Genomic DNA, 20758 nt, shown 5'->3' with positions numbered 1-20758 from the left:
TCTTCGGCCGCGACTCAGCCCACGTAGGTGACTTCGACCTCGACGCCGGACTCGCGCGCGCCCGAGGCGCTGGCGTAAGGCACGTCCTCGCTCTGTCCCCGTGGCGGGAGCGGCGGCCCGGGATAGTCGAAGGTCCGGTTGCCGTTGGTGTCACGATGTGCAACGACGTAGACGGTCCGATTCTGCTTTACTTCCCGGTCCAGCGACACGACGATGCCGCCTTCCTGGGTTCCCGGCGGGACGTACTCGGAGTGGCCGAGCATCGTCGAGTTGATGCCGTCCTCGTAGACGACGACGTAGCCGCCGTCTGACATCGATGCCCCCTCGATGCGGAGCGTGTCGCCCGTCGAGACGGCGTCGCCGGCGGCGATGGAGGCGACCGGCGACGAGATGAGCAGGAAGGCGACGTAGGCGACGGCCAGCATCGCGGCGGCGTGTTTCGCGCCGTCCTTGAGCGTCCCCTCGCCGAGTTGTCCGCCGATGAACCCGGAGAGGACGGCCTGGATGAGCGCGGTGTGGAAGAAGACGAGCGTGTAGGCGGCCTTGTCGACGCTGCCGAGACGCCCGGCGATGCCGGCGCTGACGCCCAGCCGTCTGAGGTCCTCCTCGCTCGGGGTCGGGACCGACTCCGGGAGACTCGGAACGAGCACCTCGTTGACGGCGACGATGATGACCAGGAACACGACGAAGGAGATGTAGATGACGATGAGGTAGGTGAGCATCTGCTGGCGTCGCCGGCGGCGGAGTTTCAGGTCCGCGCGGGACTGCTCGGCCGCGATGCGAAGCACCGGCCCCATGTTCCCGCTGGCGCGCATCGCGTTTGTGAGCAATACGACGACGCGGGTGACCGTGGCGGTCCGGACGCGCCGGCCGAAGCGCACGAGTGCGTCGTCGACGTTCGAGCCGTACTCTATGTCCCGCCAGATGCGGTCGACTTCCGGCGTGAGCACCCCGAGGTCGCTGCCCCTTACTCTGGAGAACCCTTCCACGACGGACATCCCGGCCTCGTTGAGGCTCGCCAGCCGTTCGAGCAGTTCCGGCGTCGCCGCCTCTATCCTGTCGATGCGGCGGGTGTAGAGCCACCGGACGGCCGCGTAGGTCACGAGGACGAACAGCGCCGACTGGACGAGGATGTCGTCGAGCACGCGCCGGTTGACGCCGGTCCCGGTCAGCGCGTCGGGGAGCCGAACCGCGATGGCGACGAGCGCCAGCGGCACGGTGACGTAGAGGACGGTCTGGGGGTTCCAGACGACGGTTCGCAGCGGGTCCTGCAGGACACTCTTGACCGCCGCCAGCCGGTCGTACCACGCCAGCGTCCGCCGGTTCTCGCTGTCCTCGGCCAGGCCGCCGTCGGCCCGGCGGGTGTCCGTCGACGGCTGCTCCCTGACCGGGGTCTGGACCGCGTGACGGTCGAGGATGTCCGTGCCGCCGCCGCGTGCGATGCCCAGTTCGTCCAGTCGCTGGGCGACGAACACCGCAAAGCCCGCGTTCGCCAGCGGCACCATCAGGTAGGCCAGCAGCATCAGCAGCCACAGCGTGTCGGTGGTCGTCAGCCCGAAGACCAGCAGGATGGTGATGAGAAAGAGCACGCCGGCGACCAGCACGGTGACGTACCCCTCCGCGATAGTCGCCAGCACCTCCAGCACCTCCTCCTGGCGCTCCTCGGCGTCTTCGCGAAAGCGCTCGTACTGCTCGCTGAGGAAGGTCGGCAGGTTGCTCCCGCTCTGGAGGACGCTCGCCAGGTTCTCAGAGAAGGTCTTGAACTGCTCGCTGGGCGTGCGCCTGGACATCCGCCGCAGCGCGGTTATCATGTCCCGCCCGAAGAGGTCCATCTCGCGGACCGCGATGGCGAACTCGTCGGCAGTCTCGCCGTAGACCGCGCGGTTGCGGGCCAGCGACCGGAGAATCGCGGGGAACTCCAGGCCGCCCCGCGAGAGCGCGTACATGAACGCGGTCGTCCGGGGCAGTCCCTCGTCGATGCTGCGCCGCCGGACCTCCGCGTCGCTGGCCGGGAGCTTCCACCGCAGGACGTAGGCGAGGACGGCCGCGACGACGGCGACGACGGCGCCGCCGCCGAGTACGATGGCCCACCACTGACTGTCGGAGAGAATCAGCCGGTAATCGACGCGGGCCCCGAGTGCCACGACGATGGTGTCCGGCAGGCCGGTCAGCAGGCGCACGAAGTCCTCGAAGACGAGCAGGACGCCCGCCGTCAGGTACGCGCCGGTGACGAACCCGGCGACGAGCGCCAGCGCCGTATAGAGAAGCGTCGTCGCGGCGTAGCTCCGGTAGGAGGTGTCGATGTAGGCCGACTGTATCGTCCGCCTGCGGTCGGCGCTCTCGGAGACGACCCGGTCGAACAGCAGGCGGGCGAAGCGCGAGACCAGGCGGTCGATTCGGCCGTCGACCTTCGCGCCCAGCCAGGCCGCCAGGGCCACGGCGACGACGACCGGCGGCAGGAGCCAGACGGGGTCGACCATGTCAGCCCTGGACCTCGACACCCGCGCTGTCTATCCGCGCCATCACCTCGTCTGCGTCGGCGTAGTACTTGTTGACCATCGCGGTGAACCGGCGGTAGTCGGTGACGCCCTCCCGCTGGAGGTAGCGCAGGAACCGCCGCCGGTTCTGGAGTTCCCGGAGTAGCTCCGACCGGTTCCAGCCCCGCTCCTCGCGTATCTCCTCAAGCAGGTCCGAGTTGCTCTCGGAGAACTCGTCCTCGGTGGCGTGCCAGTTGTAGGTCGTCGAGTAGTCGAGTTCGCCGGTCCGCTGGTCGATGCCCTCGATTTCGGCCAGCGTGCGGGCGCGGCGGACCCGCTCGCCCTGAGAACGCCCCAGCACCTGCACGCAGAGGATATCCAGCGAGGTGACCATCGGCCGCGGCACGTTGATTGGCTCGTTCTCCAGGCGATTGATGACCGTCTGCACGCTGTCGGCGTGCATCGTCGAGAAGGTGGTGTGGCCGGTGTTCATCGCCTGGAACAGCGTGATGGCCTCCTCGCCGCGGACCTCGCCGACGACGATGTACTCGGGCCGGTGGCGCAGCGCCGACCGCAGCAGGTCGTACATCGTGATGTCCTGGTCGCCCATCCGCTCGCGGGTGACCGAGGAGAGCCAGTTGTCGTGGTACAGCGAGAGTTCGCGGGTGTCCTCGATGGTGAGCACCTTCGAGCGGGGCGGGATGAACATCGAGACGGCGTTCATCGAGGTGGTCTTGCCCGCCGCCGTCCCGCCGGCGAAGATGAGCGACTTGTTGGACTCGATGGCCAGCCAGAGGTAGGCGAGCATCCGGAGGCTGAACGTGCCGTAGTTCAGCAGGTCGATTGGTGTGAACGGCTCCTCGGCGTACTTCCGGATGGTGAAGGCGGACCCCTTCGGCGTGACCTCCTCGCCGAGCGCGAGTTCGATGCGCGAGCCGTCGGGGAGCGTCGTCGACACGACCGGGTCGGAGACGGAGACGTGCCGGCCCGACCGCTGGGCGAGCTGGATGACGAAGTTGTTCAGCTCCTCGGACTCGTAGACGAGGTTGGTCTCGATGTCGGTGTAGTCGTCGTGGTAGACGAACACGGGCAGGCCCGGGCCGTCGCAGGAGATGTCCTCGATGTGGGGGTCGTACATCAGGGGGTCGAGCCTGCCGTAGCCCTGGAACGAGCGGTGCAGGTAGTAGAACAGGCGGTAGAACGTCTCCTCCTCGATGGTGACGCCGTACTCCTCCAGGCGCTCGCGGAGTTCCTCGCGGAGCGCGCGTTCGGGGTCGTCCTCCACGTCGTCGCGGTACAGGAGCGGGTCGCGGATGTCCTCGTACAGCCGGTCCAGCAGGTCCCGCTCCAGGTCGTCGAGTTCGGGCTCGACGACGTAGTAGTAGTGCTCCTGGGCCTCGGGGTCGTAGTTGATGGAGACGAACGAGAAGGGCGCGTCGACCCAGTAGCGGTCGATTTCCTCGTACCCCGACAGCCCGTCGAAGGAGACGAGCCGGTCGTGTCGCCGGGGGTCGTAGTCCGTGACGGTGACCAGCGAGCCGGTGAGCAGCCGGGCGGTCCGCGAGAGCCAGTCGCGCACGCCGTCGAGCGTCCCCTCGCTGTCGTCCTCGACGGGGCTGGTCGCCGGAGTGTCGCGTTCGTGGTCGTACTCGGACATGATGAGGTGGTGCCCGCCTGCGGGCACGCGGTTGCGCTGGGGTTGCAATCCCAGGCACTTAAATTCGCACCTGTCAGACGCGCTCGGTGCGGAGCAGGACGGCTCCCAGCGCCCCGACGACGAGGACGCCGACGGGAATCGGCGTCCCGACGAGCCCGCGTTCGAGGTAGTACAGCGCCGTCGCGACGGCTGTGCCGGCGGCACCGGCGAGCAACAGCGTTCCCATGAGTTGGACCTCCCGGCCGTCGAGGGCGTCCGCCACGGCGTCCTCGCGGGTGTAGAGCGCGACGCTCAGCGCGAGCGCGGCGAGGAAGGCGAGTGCCCCGCCAGTGGCAGCCAGCCCCGCCTGCTGGAGTTGCGGGGACTCGTAGAACGTTATCGCGGCGGTGGGCAAGGCGAGGAAGGCGTCGCCGAGGAAGTGTGTCCCGGGGTAGGTCTCGGCCAGGGCGCTGGCCACGTCCAGTTGCTGCCCGTCGAAGACGAGTTCCGAGGGGAAGCGAAACTGCACCTCGAAGAGGGCAAAGCGGAGAAAGACGACGGTACTGTCGAACGGTGCCTTCGTGAGAAACGCGACGTTCCACGGGACCAGCATCGACACCCACGCGGAGAGCACCGCGAGTTCCCCCGCGTACTCCGACTTGACCCACATGGCTATGTCCCCAGCACCGCAGCGCTAAAAGCTGTCGCCTCGGTCTGATAGCGCCGCCGGCGTTACGTTCATTGCGTCGCGTGTCCTACTGTGGAATAGCCAGATGAGGCGCGACCACTTCACACTGACCGCCACGCACACCGACCCCTCAGCCGACGGTGTGCCGACGCTCGTCCTCCAGTACGACGGCCCCGGCGGAACCCTGACTGCCCGGCTCGAAGACGAGACGGGCCAGGTCCCCGACCGCTCCGATATCGACGCCGCGTTCCGACTCCAGACACCGCTGTCCGACGACGACGCGACGGGCGTCTTCAGCGTCTCCCGCCGCCTCACGGGCGACTACGTCTTCGAGGCGGCAGCAAGCGCCGACGACATCCTCGCCGTGGTCGACGCCGCCCGCGAGGAGTCCGGCGAGTACTCCCTCCGCATCGAGCGGCCGGGCGCGTCCCCCGTCACGGTGTCGCTCGAAACGCTGCTCGTCTACGACACCGGCGGCGAACTCCTCCGACAGCAGAGCCTCGTCCCCGGCGGCGTGGAACTATAGGAACCGGCCGGCGACTGCCGGCAGCACCTCCGTCACGTCGGCCAGGAACTCGTAGTCCGCCGTCCCCGACAGCGGCGTCTCCTCCAGGTTCACGACGACCAGCGTCCCGTTTCTCGCAGCCAGCCGCGGAAGCGACGCCGCGGGCTGGACCGACAGCGACGACCCGACAGCAAGGAACACGTCGGCGTCCTGCGCGTGATTCCGGGCCGCCTGAAACGCCCCGGGCGGCATCTCCTCGCCGAACAGCACCACGTCCGGCTTGAGCAGGCCGCCGCAATCCTCACAGGTCGGCGGCACGTCGCCGTCGCGGACCCGCTCGTGGACCGGCGCTGCGTCGAAGCGGCTGTCACACTCCTCGCAGGCCACCCGAGTACCGGTCCCGTGGAGTTCGACGACGGATTCGGACCCGGCCGCGGCGTGGAGGCCGTCGGTGTTCTGGGTAACGACGGCGTCCAGCACGCCGGCCCGTTCCATCTCGGCCAGCGCCTCGTGGGCGGCGTTGGGTTCGACGTCGCCGCCGAAGGCCGCCTCGTGCATCTCGACGCGCTTCTCCCAGAACGTCGTCGGGTCCGCGAGAAAGCGCTGGTAGTGGAACTCGTTCGGGTCGAACTTGTCCCAGATACCGCCTTCGCTGCGGAAGTCGGGGATGCCGGAGGCCGTGCTGACGCCGGCCCCTGTCAGCGCGACGGCGTGGTCGGCCGCCCGGAGCTCCCCTGCGACCGCGTCGATGTCCCGGTCTGTCCATCCCTCGGTGGACGCTGTCTCGTCGCTCATTACGGGCTACTCCGGCGGGAACGCCGAAAAATCGCTCGGCGACTGACGCGGCCGACCGGACCAGCGCTTTTGTGTCAGCGCCACTAACGGAGGGGCATGTGCTTCGGGGCGCTCATCGACGGCGACGCGACCGAGAAGCCGTTGCGGGAACTCCTTCGCGACGAGACCGGCAGCGCGCTGAAAAACGCCGGCGTCACCACCGTCACGGTCGGCCTGGTGCTGGCGCTGGCCGGCGGCGTCGCGCTGCCGCTGGTCGCCGCCGCGGCGGCCGTGGCGTTCCTCGCCGGCGTCCTGTTGCACCTGGCGGTGCTCGTCGTCGGCGCGGCCGTGGTCCGCTGGCGTGCGCGGCCGGACGAGCAGGGGATGGCCGACGCGACCGCGCCTCGCGCCGGTCCCTGACGCCGGCTACCACTCCCAGTCGTCGCCGTCTTCCAGCCGCGTCTTCAGGTTCGCCAGCAGCGTCCTGACCTCGCGTTCGTTGTACCGCCGGACGAACGGCTCCGCGACGCGGGCGAGCACCTTGCCGGGAATCTCGTACTCGCCGGTGTAGGTGACCCGGGTACCGTCGTCTGTCGGCTCCATCTCGACCGTTATCGTCCCGTTCAGCTGACCGGACATCTCGAACGCCATCCGTTCGTCGGGTTCGTAGACGGTCTGGAGGAGTTCGCCGCTGAGGGGGACGCCGGCGATGGAGTAGGTGAAGTCGAGTCGCTTCCCGCCGCCGTCGAGGGGCTGGATGTTCTCGACGCCGGCGAGGCTCGGCGTGACCTCGACGTGGCCCTGTGGGTCGTCTAGGTACGCGAAGACGGTCGCCGGGTCGACCTCGAGGCGAATCGAGTCGGAGACGCTGACCATGCCGCAGTCTACGGGTTCCGGTGAGAAAAGTCCCGGGCCGAGGCGTCGCCAAAGCGGGAGTCGACGGGCGAATGAGCGGGTTTTATGCGCCTCCCAATCCCGACTTCAGCACGTATGAGACTCCACGAGTATCAGGCCAAGCAGGTCTTTGCGGAGGCCGGGATTCCGACACCGGCGTCGGCGCTCGCCTCGACGGTCGACGAGGCGGTCGCGGCCGCCGAGGAGGTCGGCTATCCGTGTGCGATCAAGGCGCAGGTACACGTCGGCGGACGTGGCAAGGCGGGCGGCATCAAACTCGTCGACGACGAGGACGAGGCGCGTGAGGCCGCCGAGGACATCATCGGGATGGACCTCAAGGGCTACCACGTCGACCGCGTGCTCGTCGAGGCGGCCGTCGACTTCGTCAACGAACTCTACGTCGGCGTCACGATGGACCGCGGCGAGGGCAAGCCCGTCGCCATGGTCTCGACCCGCGGCGGCGTCAACATCGAGGAGGTCGCCGAGGAGGACCCCGACGCCATCGCCCGCGAGCACATCGACCCCGCCTTCGGGATGCACCCCTACCAGGCCCGCAAGGCCGTCTACGACGCCGGCGTCGACCGCGACATCGCCGGCGACGTCGCGTCTGTTCTCACCACGCTCTACGAACTCTGGGACGAGAAGGACGGCAGCGACGCCGAGATCAACCCGCTGATGGTCACGAGCGACGACGAGGTCGTCGCGGCCGACGCCGTCATGAACATCGACGGCGACTCGCTGTTCCGACACCCGGACCTCGCGGAGATGGAGGAGGAGGCCGCCGAGGACGAACTCGAAGCCAAGGCAAACGAGTACGGCTTCGACTACGTCCGCCTGGAGGGCAACGTCGGCATCATCGGCAACGGGGCCGGCCTCGTGATGACGACGCTGGACCTCGTCGACTACTACGGCGGCAAGCCGGCGAACTTCCTCGACATCGGCGGCGGCGCGAAGGCCGAACGCGTCACGAACGCGCTCGACATGGTGTTCTCCGACGAGAACGTCGACGCGGTGGTCTTCAACATCTTCGGCGGCATCACCCGCGGTGACGAGGTGGCCGAGGGCATCAATACGGCACTCGAACAGTTCGACGAGATTCCGAAGCCGGTGGTCGTCCGACTCGCCGGCACGAAAGCGGAGGAAGGCATGGAGATTCTCAACACCGACCTCGTGCAGGTGGAGGCAACGCTCGAAGACGCCGTCCAGGCGACCGTCGCACTCGCCGAGGAGGTGAACGAATAATGTCCGTGCTCGTCGACGAGGACACCCGCGTGGTCGTGCAGGGCATCACGGGCGGCGAGGGCCGCTTCCACACCGAGCAGATGATGGAGTACGGCACCAACGTCGTCGCCGGCGCGGTGCCGGGCAAGGGCGGCCAGGAGGTCGCCGGCGTCCCGGTCTACGACACCGTCGCGCGCGCGGCCGACGAGGAGGACGCGGACGCCTCGGTCGTCTTCGTCCCGCCGGCCTTCGCCGGCGACGCGCTGTTCGAGGCCATCGACGCCGACGTCGACCTCGTGGTCGCCATCACGGAGGGCATCCCGACCCAGGACGTCAGCCGCGTCTACCGCCGGCTGAACGAGACGGACACGTACATGATCGGGCCGAACTGTCCGGGCATCATCACGCCGGGCGAGTCCAAACTCGGCATCCTGCCGGGCAACATCTTCTCGTCGGGCAACGTCGGCCTGGTCTCCCGGTCGGGCACGCTGACCTACCAGGTCGTCGACAGCCTCACGGACCGCGGCCTGGGCCAGTCCACCGCCGTCGGCATCGGCGGCGACCCGATCATCGGGACGGACTTCATCGACGCGCTGGAACTGTTCGAGGAGGACCCCGAGACCCACGCCATCGTGATGTGCGGCGAAATCGGTGGCGAGGACGAGGAGGAGGCCGCCGACTACATCGGCGAGTACATGGACACGCCAGTCGTCGGCTTCATCGCCGGCCGTACCGCCCCGCCGGGCAAGCGCATGGGCCACGCGGGCGCTATCGTTTCCGGTTCGGGCACCGGCACCGCGGCCTCGAAGATCGACGCTCTGGAGAGCGTCGGCGTCCCCGTCGGTGACACCCCCGAGGAAGTCACCGAACACATCGAGGACATCCTGTAGTCGGCCGCCGCGTTCCGTTTCTCTCGCGTTTTTCGCCCGTTCAGATAGTGTCGTCCGGGTCGTGACTGGCGGCCATCCGCTCCGCCTCGGCGGCGTACTGCTGTCGGGTCTGCTCGTCAGTGACGTCGCTCAGGTTCGTCGGCGAGACGTCCAGCGCCGCTTTCGTCCCGCGCTCGTCGCCGGTGAAACTCGTCAGTGCCCGCTCCTTGCGGAAGGACTGGCTCCCGTCCGGCGTGGCGTAGGTGAGGATGATGAGGTTCTGTTCGTCGTCGCCGTAGGTCCGCTCGACCAGCCATACCCGGACCCTCTCTTCCGTTGACATGCAAGCACCTACGCCGGCGAGGGGCAGAACGGTTCCGGTCGTGCGAGTGTCGCCCGCCGGTACGTCCCGTTTTCTCTCCGGTAGGCAACTCATACCGGGACCGTCTGTGGGCCACGGGCCCCGAAACGGCCCCGCTCAGTGCTGCAACCGCCGTCCGTGAACGTTCCGATGCAGTTTTAAGATGTGGAACAGAATATTTAGAATATGCCACACACTTGCCGGGACTGCAAGCGAACATTTGCATCCGAACTCGAACTCGAACTCCATCAGGACAACTGCTCGGAAGGGCAGCTCTTCTGTGACGACTGTGGCGAGCGCTTCGCGGAACGAGCGGCCACGGAGGACGGCTGGCACTATCGCTGTCCGAACGAGGACTGCGACGGGAAAGGCATCGGCGAGGACATCCACAAAGTGACCGACGTACGTCTCGAAGTTCCCTGAGTTCGGTTCTCACCCAGCGGTCTCACTCCCCTCTAGTCTCTCCTCGATCTTCCCCAGCGCCCGCACACAGACCGGCGCGTACCCGCCCGCCAGCACCGGTATCTCGAACCCGACCCGACAGCCGTCGCCGTCCTCCTCGACGCGGTGACCCGTCGCCGGGACCCGCCCGACCCGCCACGTCCACCGGTAGTCCGCGCAGGTCGTAATCTCGAAGGGGACCCAGACCCCGCCGGGAATCCGCACGCGGCCGGTGGTCCCGCCCTCGATGTAGCGGGTGTCGCAGTCGACGGCCCGCACCGACGGTCCCCACTCCGGCCAGCGCTCGGTGTCAGTCAGCAGGTCCCACGCCGCATCCCGGTCCGCGTCGACGTGCCGTGAGACGACCAGTCGTCTGCCGTCCGGCGTCCGCTCGATGCCGATGTCCCGGCTCATACAGCTATCACGCTATCAAACGTGAAAAAGGGGGAGCCAAACTATACATTCCCGCGTTCGTAACGACGGCCTAGATGATAGAGGCGCGTGACCTCCGCAAGGAGTACGGCGATTTCGCCGCAGTCGAGGGCAGCACCTTCGCCGTCGACGCCGGCGAGGTGTTCGGCATCATCGGCCCGAACGGGGCCGGCAAGACGACGACGCTGAAGATGCTCGCCGGCCTGCTCGAACCGACCGCCGGGTCCGCCACCGTCGCCGGCTACGACGCGGAGGACACCGAGATGCGAAAGCGCCTGGGCTTTCTGCCCGAGGAGTCCCCGCTGTACGAGGAGATGACCCCGCTGTCCTATCTTCGCTTCTTCGCCGACCTCTACGACGTGCCCCGCTCTGTGGCCGACGACCGAATCGACGAGACGCTCTCCGAACTCGACCTGGAACACCGCACGCGCCAACTCGGGGACATGTCGAAGGGGATGAAACGGAAGGTCGCTATCGCCCGGTCGCTCATCAACGACCCCGACGTGCTCATCTACGACGAGCCAGCGAGCGGGCTGGACCCGCTGACGACCAACTACATCATCCAGTTCACCGAGCGCCTCGCCGAGGAGGGCAAGACCATCGTCTTCAGCGCGCACAACCTCTTTCACGTCGAGTCCATCTGCGACCGCGTCGCCATCATGAACGAGGGCGAAATCGTCGCGAAGGGCGACCTCGACGCCCTCCAGCGCGAGTACGGCGACACCGAGTACCACGTCTACACGACCGTCGAGGTGCCCGACAGCGTCCGCGAGAACGGCCAGTACCGCCGCGTCGTCGAGAGCATGGACGCCGTCGAGTCCGTCCGCGAGGCGGCCGAGGCGGCGGGCGGAGAGGTTGCGGACATCCGGACCGAGGAGTCGAGTCTGGAGGAGGTGTTCCTGAACGTCGCGGAGTCGGGCCGCCGGCGGTCGGAGGCCTAGCGTGAACCCCAGGAAACTCCTCCGCATCGCGAAGTGGGAGGTGACCAAGAACGCCGGCGGTATCGACCGCCGGACGATTATCGTCGCCGCCGTCGCCATCGCCTTCATCGGCGTGCTCGCGCCGTTCGTGGCCGGGCAGGGCGCGGTACTCGACGAGGGGCTGTACCGCGTCGGCGTCACCGGGGACAGCCCCTACTACGAGGTGGTGCAGGACGACGACACCTTCGCCGTCCGGCCGCCCGAGGAGGCGGAACTGGGCGAGTCCATCGACCTGCTCGTCCAGGGACGGGACGTCTACGCGGTCGACTCGCCGAAGAGCAAAGCGGCCGCGGAGGAACTGCGCAACTCTGTCGAGCGCTACAACACCGAGCAGTTGCGACAGGAGGACAACCGAACCGCCGCCTTCCCCGTCTCGGTCACGCTGCAGTACCGCGACCAGTCCGGTGCCGGCACGTCCTTCCGCGTCGACAGCGGGGCCGGCGGTGACGGTGGTGCGACTGACGGTGGCAGCGGGACCGACGGCGGCAGTGGCACTGACGGCGACGGCACGACCGGCGGTTCGGGTGACGGGAGCGGAACCGACGGTGGAAGCGGAGCCGCGGCCGGCGGCAGCGGGGGCGGCAGTACCGGCGGCGCGGCTGGTGGCCTCGGCGGCCTCGGCTCGCAACTCACCGGCGACGACACGACCGTCGACTCGCCGTCGAACATCTCGCCGCCCTTCCCCTTCCAGTCGCTCGTGCTCGCGTTCGTCTTCATTATCCCGCTGAACTTCCTCATCCAGGCCTACGGCAGCACCATCCTCTCCGAGCGGCTGAACCGCCGCGGGGAACTCCTGCTGGTCTCGCCCGTCTCCCGGTTCGACATCATCGGCGGGAAGACGCTGCCGTACTTCGCGGGCGCATTGCTCGTCGAGGGCGCCATCGCTGTCGGGCTGACCTACCTCTCGACGGGCGAACTCGGCGGCCTGGTCTCGCTGGTCGCCGTCGCCCCGGTGGTCCTCCTCTTTCTCTCGGCGACGTTCCTCGGCGCGATGTTCGCGCGGTCGTTCAAGGAACTCACCTTCGTGACGGTCACCATCACGGTGTCGCTGACCAGCTACGCCTTCGTTCCCGCCATCTTCACCGACGTCAACCCCATCGCGCTCATCTCGCCGCTGACCATCGTCGTTCGTGACCTGCAGGGCCAGGCGGTCTCTGCGACCGAGTTCCTGTTCTCCGTGACGCCGCCGCTTTTGACCGCCTTCGTGCTGTTCGGTCTCGGCGCCGGCCTGTACCGCGAGGAGGACATGTTCGCCCAGCGGTCGATTCCGCTGAAGGTGCTGGACGCGCTGGCCGGGCGGGTCCACACGCGCTGGCAGGTCGGCCTGCTCACGATGCTGTTGCTCCCCTTCGTCTTCGTGCTGGAACTGCTCGCCATCGCGACGCTGTTTGCCCTGCAGGAGCTGTCGATTCCGCTCGTGCTCGTCGCCGTGGCGGTCGTCGAGGAGGTAGCCAAGAGCCTGCACGTCTACGCCGGCTACGCCCACCGGCGCTTCTCGAAGGGACTGACGACCGCACTAATCGTCGGCGCCATCAGCGGCGTCGGCTTCTTCCTCGCGGAGAAGCTGACGGCCATCGCTCAACTGGTCGGACTGGAGGACATCGCGACCGGCCAGGCGGGACTGCAGACCGGACTCATCCAGGGGTCGGACCCGCTGCTCTTGCTCGGTGCCTCGCTGCTCGCGCCGCTGCTCTTGCACGTCGTCACCGCCGCCATCTCGGCGGTCGGGGCCAGCCGGAACCGGCGGGCCTACGCCGCCGCGCTGACCACCGCCATCGTCGTCCACTTCGCGTACAACTACACGGTCTTCACGGTGGTGAGCGACCTTGTCTGACGACGGCCTCCTCGCGGATGCCCGGACGACCATCGCCAGGCGGGAACTGGCGTCGCTGTCCCGCGAGAAGACCATCGTGCTCGCGCTGCTCATCCAGCTTTTCATCGCCGCGTTCTCGTCGTTCCTGGTGGTCGGGCTGACCTCGCTGTACGACCCCAGTTCCGTCGAGAGCGGCCAGGTGACCGTCGGCGTGACCGGCGAGACGCAGGACGAACTGCTCGCCGCGGCCCGCGAGGCGGACGGCCTGCAGACGCGGGCTTACGCGGACCGCGGGCAGGCCCTGGAGGCGTTCGACGAGGGCCGTGTCAACGCCGTCCTGACGGGCACGACGGTGCCGACGGACTCGGGGAGCAAGCTATCGGTGATAGCGACGGCACCAGCCGAGAACATCCGGACGACGCTCATCGTCGTCCAGATACGGGGGGTGCTGACCGAACTGGAGTCCCAGGAGCGCGACCGGCGGGCGGCGAGTCTCACCTTCCAGCCCATCGAACCGCCGGCGGAGTCCGACTCCAGCCCCTACTTCGGGTTCACCTACACCGTCCTGATTCCCCTCCTGCTCTTCTTGCCCCCCTTTATTAGCGGGTCGGTCTCGGTGGACGCAATCACGGAGGAGATAGAGCGCGGGACGCTGGAGTTGCTCCGGGTCGCGCCGGTGTCGCTGGTCGACATCGTCGACGGGAAGGCCGCGGGGATGATTCTGCTCGCCCCGCTGCAGGCGGCGCTGTGGATTCTGCTGCTGTCGGTCAACAACATCGCCATCGCGAACGTCGTCCCGATACTCCTGTTCGTGACCGCCATCGCCACTATCGTCGTGGTCGTCGGGACGCTGCTCGGCCTGCTGACTGCCAAGCGCCGGCAGGCCCAGTTGCTGTACTCGGTGCTGGTCATCGTCCTCTTCGGCGCGGCCGTCCTGCTGCCAGAACACCCCGCGACGACGGCCGCGAAACTCGCCGTCGACAGCGCTACGGCGACGACCTACGCCCACGTCGCCGGCTTCGCCGTCCTCGCCGTCGCCCTCTATGCGGTCACGCGCCGCTACGCGGACGGTATCGACGCAGAGTCACTGTAGGACGTCTCCGCGCTCGTTCCACGGCGCTCACTCGTCGCCGTAGTCCACGACGTCGAGAGTCTCGTCGAGCGTGACCACGAGTTCCTCGCCGCCGGCGCGTATCGTCACCGCGACCCTGACCGGGTCCTCGCCGACCACGCTCTCCTCCCAGTCGAACGCGCTCGTCTCCCGCCAGAGGAGGCCGTCCCGGTAGTCGACGCCGGCGTCGTGCAGCAGTGAGACGACGGCGGGGTGGTCGATAACCGTCGCCACGGCGGGGGTGTAGGAGGTCGACCCGCACTCCTGGCACTCGTGGACGACCGTCACCCCCTCGTCGTGCCACCCGTCGAGTTCCCCTCGGGCGACGCGCGCCTCCATCGGGCCGCTACAGAGGCGACAGAAGCCCCGAACCGTCTTCTGGATGACCGTGAGCACGAACCGGTCGAGGACGTCCGGGTCCTCCGCGGGGTCGTGTGCCCCCACGAGAATCGGCGGCGCGGAGATTACCGACTCGGCATCGCAGGTGTCGCACTCGACGCTGACGGTACCAGCGCCGTAGCGGGCGGCTATCTCCCCGTCGCACTCGGGGTCCGAACAGGAGCCGACCGGTGTCGCTGCGAGTTCCGTCCCGGTATCCGTGTAGGCCCCGGAGACGGCGGCCCCGATTATCCGCCTGCCGGCGTAGGTCAGCCTGTAGCCGTCCTCCGCGTCGTGGACGAAGTTGGGGACCAGCTGGTCGAGGTGGTAGTTGAACCGACCGGAGTCACGGACGCCGACCGCCTCCCGCAGCGCCGAGAAGGAGACCGGTTCGTGGTCCCGTCCCTCCCCGGCCGTCCGCTCTTCCCAGAGCGCACGGAGGATGGCGAGACGGGTCTCGTCGGCGACTGCGCCGAACACCTCGTCGAGAGTGCTGTCGGAGTCCGTCTCTGACACAGCTCTCACCTGCCGTCGGCGGCGTCTTCAAAGTACCGTCGACCGGACCCCCCGTACCGCCGGGAGGGACGGCCCGCAGAAACCGGCGCATGGCGAACATTTTCGACCCTGCCGCCCGAGGCACCGCTATGGAGTACACGACACTCGGCCAGACCGGCATGGAGGTCAGCCGCATCTGCCTGGGCTGTATGAGCTTCGGGACGCCCGACTGGCGGGAGTGGGTCTTAGACGAGGCGGAGAGCCAGCCCATCATCGAGCGGGCCATCGACCTCGGCATCAACTTCTTCGACACCGCCAACATGTACTCGGAGGGCGAGTCCGAGCGCATCGTCGGGAATGCACTGGAGGGCCGCCGCGACGAGATGGTCGTCGCCACGAAGGGCTACTTCCAGATGGACGACGACGACCCCAACTCCGGCGGGCTCTCCCGGAAGGCAATCGAGCAGGAACTCGACGCCAGCCGCGAGCGCCTGGGGATGGACACTATCGACCTCTACCAGATTCACCGCTGGGACGAGGACACGCCCATCGAGCAGACCATGCGCGCGCTCGACGACGCCGTCCGCCGCGAGAAGGTCCGCTACCTCGGCGCGAGTTCGATGTGGACCCACCAGTTCGCGGAGGCGCTGCACACCAGCGAGCGCCTGGGCCTGGACCAGTTTCTCACGATGCAGAACCACTACAGCCTCCTCTACCGCGAGGAGGAACGCGAGATGCTGCCGTACTGCCAGAAGCAGGACATCGGCGTCATCCCGTGGAGCCCGCTGGCGCGGGGCTATCTCGCCCGGCCCCACGAGGAGTTCGACGCGACGACCCGCGGGGAGTCCGACGACTACGCGAAGGAACACCCCTACTTCGAGGGCAACGGCCAGGAAATAAACGAGCGCGTGCAGGAACTGGCCGACCAGAAGGACGCCACGATGGCCCAGATTGCGCTGTCGTGGGTGCTCCACAAGGACTGGGTGGACGCGCCCATCGTCGGCACGACCAGCGTCGAGCACCTGGAGGACGCCGTGGCGGCGCTGGACATCTCACTCTCTGACAGCGATATCGAGTGGCTGGAGGAGCCCTACGAGCCGGTCAGCGTCAGCGGCCACGAGTGAGGGTCGAGGTGCTCACTCGACGGTTCCCGTCACGCTCTCGGCGACGTCCTGCAGCGTCCCGAACTCCTCGTCGCTGTAGGCGATGAAGCGCACGTCCGACAGCGTCGCCGGTTCGTAGCCGTCGATGACCTCGCAGATGATGCGCGCGCCCTCCCGCAGGTCGAAGCCGGCGACGCCACAGCCAAGCGCGGGGACGACCAGCGACTCCGCGCCGAGTTCGTCTGCCTTCTCCAGCGTGTTCCGCGTCGCGTCGGCGATGGAGTCGGCGGTCGCCTGGCCGTCGCCGTAGTGTGGCATCGCCGCGGCGTGGACGACGTACTCGGCGTCGAGGTCGTAGGCGTCCGTGACCGCGACCGCGCCGAGGTCGACCGGCCCCTTCGACATGGCCTCCTCGTTTATCTCGCTGCCAGCGCCGCGCCGGAGCGCACCGGCGACGCCCGACCCCATCCGGAGGCTGGTCCCGGCGGCGTTGACGAGCACGTCCGCGGACTGCTGTGCGATGTCCCCCTGGACGACAGTGAACTCCATGTGTGAACTGTCCCTCGCCAGGGACAAAATTCCACCTCCGGCCGCGCTCCGTCGCCGCCTCCACAGCATACTTCGGGCCAGCACCCCGAGTGTAGAGTAGAACAGAGCAATGGCTGACTCCGCCGACGACCCACAGGACCCCGAGGGGAGCCCCACGGACCCGACAGCCGAGCAGGATGCCACGAACACGTCCGACCCGGCAGACGCGAGCACGGCGGACTCGGCAGACGCGAGCACGGCGGACTCGGCAGACGCGAGCACGCCAGAGTCGCTTGACCCCGCGGCGCTCGCCGCCCACACGACGGACCGGCGGACGCTCTCGCCGTCCGTCCAGGTCATCTGGGCCGTTCGCGTCTTCTTCGGGGTCGCCGTGGTCGGCGTCCTCGGGTTCGTCGTCGCCGGGCAGTTGAACGTCGACCCGGGGCTCGTGCTGGCCGGCCTGGGCGTCCTCTCGGCGCTTGGACTCGTCTGGGTCCACCTGCGCTACCGGGTCTGGTCCTTCCGCGTGCGCGAGGATGCCCTCTACCTCCAGCGGGGAGTGCTCACGAACGTCAAGACCGTCGCACCCCACGTCCGCATCCAGCACGTCGACACCAGCCGCGGCCCGCTCGAACGCGCCCTCGGGCTGTCGACGCTGGTCGTCTACACGGCCGGCTCCCGCGGCGCGGACGTCTCGATTCCCGGCCTCGGGACCGACGAGGCGGCCGATCTCCAGCAGCGTGTCAAGGAGATGGCAATCGTCGCGGAGGGCGGTGACGCGCTGTGAAACTCGACACCCGAACTATCCCCTACCGCATCGTCGAGAACGGCGTGCGCCTCGGGGGTATCGTCCTCTTCAGCTTCATCACGACCTCCGCCGGCGGTTCGCCCGGTCCCGGCATCTCGTTGCTTCTCGTCCTGGTCACGCTAGGCGTGTTCGCCAGCCTCGCGTGGGAGTACGCCCGCTACAAGCGGTACAGCTACGAACTCACGACGGACACCTTCGACATCCACTCGGGGGTGCTCTCCCGGCGCGACCGCGAGATACCCTACGAGCGCATCCAGAACGTCGACATCTCCCAGAATATCCTCCAGCGCTTTCTCGACATCGCCGAGGTCCGCCTGGAGACCGCCGGGGGCAGCGGGACCGAGGCCCAACTCCGCTACGTCAGACGGAGCGAGGCCTCGCGGCTGCAGGAGGAACTCAGCCGCCTGAAAGGCGGGGAGACGCCGGACGCGACCGCGGCGGAACCGGCCGGGGAACGGCTCTTTCGGCTGTCCGACCGCGAGCACCTGATCCTCGGCGTCGTCTCCGCGGACCTGCGGGTCTTCGGCGTGCTCACGGTCCTCGTCTCGGTGTTCGCGCCGCGGTTCGCCGAGCAACTCGGCCCCGAGTTCGAACTGGTCTCCCTGCTCGGGCCGGCGATAGCGCTCTCGGCCATCCTCCTCCTGTGGGTCGCCAGCGCCGTCCTCCAGATCTTCCGGTACTACGGCTTTACCCTCACCCGCCGCGGCGACGAACTCCGGTACGAGCGCGGCCTGCTCCAGCGCTACAGTGGGACGGTCCCCCTGTCGAAGGTCCAGACCGTCACGCTCCGCGAGAACGTCCTCGCGCGGGCGCTCGGCTACGCCTCGCTGGTCATCCAGACCGCCGGCTACGCGCCGGGACAGGACGGCTCGCGCGTCGAGTCGGCCGTCCCCATCGCCGAGCGCGACCGCGCACTCGCCCTGGCCCGGGACGTCGAACCCTTCGGCGACGTCGAGTTCACCCGCCCGCCGAAGCGAGCGCGCATCCGGTACGCCGTGCGGTACGCCCTCGTCGTCGCCGTCCTGACCGTGCTCGCCTGGGGCGTCGACGCGGCGACCGGCGTGTTCCCCCGCTGGTACCTCCCGCTCGCGGGGCTGGTGGCGGTCCCGCTGGCGGCACACCTCACCTGGAAGCACCGGGGATACTACGCGGACGAGGCGTACGTCGTCACCAGGCGGGGCTTCTGGCGGCGGAACACGGTCGTCGTCCCCTACCACCGGGTGCAGACGGTCTTTAGCAGCCAGACGGTCTTCCAGCGCCGGCGCGCCCTCGGAAGCGTCACCGTCGACACCGCGAGCGGCGGCGGACTCGGCGGCGGTGACGCCGTCGCCGTCGACATCGACGCCGATGCGGCCGAGACACTGCGGGAGGCGGTCGCTGACCGACTCCAGCGGGCGCTCCGGCAACGGGCCAGCGAGCGCCGACAGCCGGTCGACTGACTGGCCCGCGTCGACGCCACGGCCCGCTCAGGCGTCGTCGGGACGGACCTCCAGACCGCGGACCTCGTCCGGGTCGAGTCGCCATCCCTGGAGTCCCCGCACGCTGGGGGCGCGCTCGAAATCCGTCGAGAACCAGGCGTTGTCCGACAGACTGTCGCGCAACGCGTCCCACCGGTCGCCCTGCGGGTCGACTGCCTCGACGGGTCCGGTCACGGCGACGGACTGCCAGTCGAACCGGGCTCTGATGTCCGTCACGAGCAGGCGGGCCGTCGTCCCGTCCGCGATGAACTCGACTTTCGTGTTCGTGGGGCTGTCCTGAATGAACGCGAAGTAGACTGCGTCGCCGGTGTACCCGAAGGAGATGGGGAGGCTGTAGGGGTCGTCGCCGTCGGCCAGCGAGACGACTCCCCACCCCGACGACTGCAACAGGTCGTCGACCTCTCCCTCGTCCATCGGCGTTCCCATCCACTGTCCGTATGGGTCCATAGTCATATGTTCACATTGCACAGGAAACGTTTCAAACTGCCTGAACGATCCCACTCGCTGGGAACGCCCTCGATGGTTCCGTCGTCTTCAGGCGAGCCCCGCCAGCCCGTCGAAGACGAACAGGAAGTAGTACAGCTGGACGAGGCCGGCGATGGCGAGCACCACGCCGGCGACGCGGGTCACCAGACGGGTGTTCGCGGTCAGTCGGCGGACGACAGTCTGCCGGCCGAGCGCCGTCAGGAGCGTGACGGTACCCATCAGCACCACCATCCCGGCGGCGTAGGCCCCGAGCAGCGGTATCGCGTTGGCGGGATTGGCCAGCGCCAGCGACGCGACGCCGATGAAAAGCGGCGCGGTACAGCCCGCCGCCGCCGCGGCGTAGACGACGCCGAAGCCGAAGTACCCGACCGGTCCCCGCCGGCGCTCGGGTAACTGAATGTGGAAAGTGGTCTGCGAGAGCCGTCCGGTCGCCAGCGCGATGCCGAGGCCGACCAGCGCGACGCCCACGACGAGTTCGAGGACTGCGATGTTCCGGAGCACCTGCGTCCCGAGCGCGAAGGTGATGGCGGCGAGGACGCCGAAGACGACGAGGAAGCCGAGGCTCGTCACCGTGGCGACGACGAGACCGCGGCGAAGCCGCGCCGCCAGCGGCTGGTCGTCGCCGTCCTCGTTGCCCACGTAGTAGGCGACGTAGCCGGGCAACAGCGGCAGCGCACACGGCGCGAAGAAGGTCGCGGTGCCGAGGCTGAACGCGAACCCCAGCCGAATCGTCTCCCCGTCCATCAGACGACCTCCGCGACCTTCTCGGCGATGGTCTCCGCGGCCGCCAGGCCGCTGTGGCGCCAGGTGACCGTCCCGCTCCCGTCGACCAGTACCTTCGTGGGCACGTTCGTGACGCCGTAGTGCTGGAACACCTGTAGCGACGGGTCGGAGCCGACGGGCCAGGTCCCCTCGTACTCCCGCCAGAACTGTTCGATTCCCGGCTCGTCGTCCTCGCGCGTCACGGAGACGATGTGCAGGCCGGGGAACTGTTCGCTGACGGTGCGGAGTTCGGCCATCTGCGGCTTGCAGGGGGCACACCACGTCGCGAAGAAGTCGACGATGGCTGGCTCGCCCGCCGGCCGGGCGGGGACGGGACCGCCGGCGAGGTCACCGACTGCGAGAGTCTCGACTGTCGGGGCGTCGGAGCCCGAGCCGCCACCGCCGAGACAGCCGGCCAGGGCCGCCGTCGTCGTCGCGAGCCCCGCGAGATACTGCCGGCGCGACAGTCGTGTCATACACCTCTGTAGGGCGCGAGACGCTAAAATTGGTAGTGCGGG

The 20758-nt window shown here is 68.3% G+C and carries 23 protein-coding genes; 11 read left to right on the top strand and 12 right to left on the bottom strand.

Translation table 11 applies throughout. The features are described from left to right. Positions 1-14: 14 nt before the first annotated feature. From WDJ57_RS05570 to WDJ57_RS05560, 3 genes are all read right to left on the bottom strand, one after another. A complete protein-coding gene (locus WDJ57_RS05570; protein ID WP_338904637.1) occupies positions 15-2480 on the bottom strand; it encodes a type II secretion system F family protein in 2466 nt (821 codons plus the stop codon). Position 2481: 1 nt separating this feature from the next. Beyond that, entirely contained in the window at positions 2482-4134 is a 1653-nt protein-coding gene (locus WDJ57_RS05565) for a type II/IV secretion system ATPase subunit (protein WP_338906256.1), read from the bottom strand. A 73-nt stretch (positions 4135-4207) separates the two neighbouring features. Next, positions 4208-4783, bottom strand: coding sequence for a DUF7549 family protein (locus WDJ57_RS05560; RefSeq protein ID WP_338904635.1), 576 nt, complete (start codon positions 4781-4783; stop codon positions 4208-4210). A gap of 103 nt (positions 4784-4886) precedes the next feature. On the opposite strand from WDJ57_RS05560, the gene WDJ57_RS05555 reads away from it, so the two are divergent. Continuing rightward, entirely contained in the window at positions 4887-5327 is a 441-nt protein-coding gene (locus WDJ57_RS05555; protein ID WP_338904633.1) for a DUF5793 family protein, read from the top strand. Here WDJ57_RS05555 and WDJ57_RS05550 read toward each other — a convergent pair. Next, positions 5322-6101, bottom strand: a complete 780-nt coding sequence (locus tag WDJ57_RS05550) for a Sir2 family NAD-dependent protein deacetylase (RefSeq protein ID WP_338904631.1) — start codon at positions 6099-6101, stop codon at positions 5322-5324. The genes WDJ57_RS05555 and WDJ57_RS05550 overlap by 6 nt on opposite strands. 96 nt (positions 6102-6197) lie before the next feature. Between WDJ57_RS05550 and WDJ57_RS05545 the strand changes: the two genes are divergently transcribed. Further along, the gene (locus tag WDJ57_RS05545; RefSeq protein WP_338904629.1) at positions 6198-6500 is read left to right on the top strand and encodes a hypothetical protein; all 303 of its coding nucleotides are present in this window, start codon (positions 6198-6200) and stop codon (positions 6498-6500) included. A 6-nt stretch (positions 6501-6506) separates the two neighbouring features. Here the strand turns inward: WDJ57_RS05545 and WDJ57_RS05540 are convergent, their stop codons facing one another. Continuing rightward, entirely contained in the window at positions 6507-6956 is a 450-nt protein-coding gene (locus tag WDJ57_RS05540; RefSeq protein ID WP_338904627.1) for an SRPBCC family protein, read from the bottom strand. Between the two features lie 114 nt (positions 6957-7070). Between WDJ57_RS05540 and sucC the strand changes: the two genes are divergently transcribed. After that, complete coding sequence (gene sucC / locus WDJ57_RS05535) at positions 7071-8216, top strand: ADP-forming succinate--CoA ligase subunit beta (protein WP_338904626.1); 1146 nt, start codon at positions 7071-7073, stop codon at positions 8214-8216. Continuing rightward, positions 8216-9085, top strand: a complete 870-nt coding sequence (gene sucD, locus WDJ57_RS05530) for a succinate--CoA ligase subunit alpha (RefSeq protein WP_338904625.1) — start codon at positions 8216-8218, stop codon at positions 9083-9085. Before sucC ends, sucD begins: the two co-directional genes overlap by 1 nt. 40 nt (positions 9086-9125) lie before the next feature. On the opposite strand, the gene WDJ57_RS05525 is transcribed toward sucD, so the two are convergent. Further along, a complete protein-coding gene (locus WDJ57_RS05525) occupies positions 9126-9407 on the bottom strand; it encodes a hypothetical protein (protein WP_338904624.1) in 282 nt (93 codons plus the stop codon). Positions 9408-9611: 204 nt separating this feature from the next. On the opposite strand from WDJ57_RS05525, the gene WDJ57_RS05520 reads away from it, so the two are divergent. Beyond that, positions 9612-9848, top strand: coding sequence for an HVO_2901 family zinc finger protein (locus WDJ57_RS05520; protein WP_338904622.1), 237 nt, complete (start codon positions 9612-9614; stop codon positions 9846-9848). 9 nt (positions 9849-9857) lie between these two features. Here WDJ57_RS05520 and WDJ57_RS05515 read toward each other — a convergent pair whose 3' ends face one another. Further along, entirely contained in the window at positions 9858-10280 is a 423-nt protein-coding gene (locus tag WDJ57_RS05515) for an SRPBCC family protein (protein ID WP_338904620.1), read from the bottom strand. A 74-nt stretch (positions 10281-10354) separates the two neighbouring features. On the opposite strand from WDJ57_RS05515, the gene WDJ57_RS05510 reads away from it, so the two are divergent. From WDJ57_RS05510 to WDJ57_RS05500, 3 genes are read left to right on the top strand one after another with little or no spacing between them, the layout of a single operon-like run. Then, complete coding sequence (locus tag WDJ57_RS05510; protein WP_338904619.1) at positions 10355-11239, top strand: ABC transporter ATP-binding protein; 885 nt, start codon at positions 10355-10357, stop codon at positions 11237-11239. A gap of 1 nt (position 11240) precedes the next feature. Further along, positions 11241-13112: a PrsW family intramembrane metalloprotease gene (locus WDJ57_RS05505; protein ID WP_338904618.1), complete on the top strand. Its 1872-nt coding sequence runs from the start codon at positions 11241-11243 to the stop codon at positions 13110-13112. Next, positions 13105-14184 (top strand): ABC transporter permease, encoded by a 1080-nt coding sequence (locus tag WDJ57_RS05500; protein ID WP_338904617.1) that lies wholly within the window; start codon positions 13105-13107, stop codon positions 14182-14184. The genes WDJ57_RS05505 and WDJ57_RS05500 overlap by 8 nt, the downstream gene beginning before the upstream one ends. A gap of 27 nt (positions 14185-14211) precedes the next feature. On the opposite strand, the gene WDJ57_RS05495 is transcribed toward WDJ57_RS05500, so the two are convergent. Continuing rightward, complete coding sequence (locus WDJ57_RS05495; protein ID WP_338904615.1) at positions 14212-15096, bottom strand: ArsR/SmtB family transcription factor; 885 nt, start codon at positions 15094-15096, stop codon at positions 14212-14214. A 128-nt stretch (positions 15097-15224) separates the two neighbouring features. On the opposite strand from WDJ57_RS05495, the gene WDJ57_RS05490 reads away from it, so the two are divergent. Then, on the top strand, positions 15225-16199 hold the full coding sequence (locus tag WDJ57_RS05490; RefSeq protein ID WP_338904613.1) for an aldo/keto reductase: 975 nt from the start codon (positions 15225-15227) through the stop codon (positions 16197-16199). Positions 16200-16211: 12 nt separating this feature from the next. On the opposite strand, the gene WDJ57_RS05485 is transcribed toward WDJ57_RS05490, so the two are convergent. Continuing rightward, on the bottom strand, positions 16212-16727 hold the full coding sequence (locus WDJ57_RS05485) for a macro domain-containing protein (protein ID WP_338904612.1): 516 nt from the start codon (positions 16725-16727) through the stop codon (positions 16212-16214). Between the two features lie 109 nt (positions 16728-16836). Between WDJ57_RS05485 and WDJ57_RS05480 the strand changes: the two genes are divergently transcribed. Continuing rightward, a complete protein-coding gene (locus tag WDJ57_RS05480; protein WP_338904610.1) occupies positions 16837-17493 on the top strand; it encodes a PH domain-containing protein in 657 nt (218 codons plus the stop codon). After that, positions 17490-18953 carry a PH domain-containing protein gene (locus tag WDJ57_RS05475; protein WP_338904608.1) on the top strand — a complete coding sequence of 488 codons (1464 nt, stop codon included), beginning with the start codon at positions 17490-17492 and terminating at the stop codon, positions 18951-18953. Before WDJ57_RS05480 ends, WDJ57_RS05475 begins: the two co-directional genes overlap by 4 nt. Positions 18954-18980: 27 nt before the next feature. Here the strand turns inward: WDJ57_RS05475 and WDJ57_RS05470 are convergent, their stop codons facing one another. From WDJ57_RS05470 to WDJ57_RS05460, 3 genes are all read right to left on the bottom strand, one after another. After that, positions 18981-19445, bottom strand: a complete 465-nt coding sequence (locus tag WDJ57_RS05470; protein ID WP_338904606.1) for a pyridoxamine 5'-phosphate oxidase family protein — start codon at positions 19443-19445, stop codon at positions 18981-18983. An 81-nt stretch (positions 19446-19526) separates the two neighbouring features. Next, entirely contained in the window at positions 19527-20222 is a 696-nt protein-coding gene (locus WDJ57_RS05465; protein ID WP_338904604.1) for a cytochrome c biogenesis CcdA family protein, read from the bottom strand. Then, positions 20222-20716, bottom strand: a complete 495-nt coding sequence (locus WDJ57_RS05460; RefSeq protein ID WP_338904602.1) for a TlpA family protein disulfide reductase — start codon at positions 20714-20716, stop codon at positions 20222-20224. The genes WDJ57_RS05465 and WDJ57_RS05460 overlap by 1 nt, the downstream gene beginning before the upstream one ends. Between the last annotated feature and the right edge of the window lie 42 nt (positions 20717-20758).

It is taken from the genome of Salinibaculum sp. SYNS191 (assembly GCF_037338445.1).
Taxonomy (GTDB): Archaea; Halobacteriota; Halobacteria; order Halobacteriales; family Haloarculaceae; genus Salinibaculum; species Salinibaculum marinum.
This window is presented reverse-complemented; position numbering and strand designations above follow the sequence as displayed.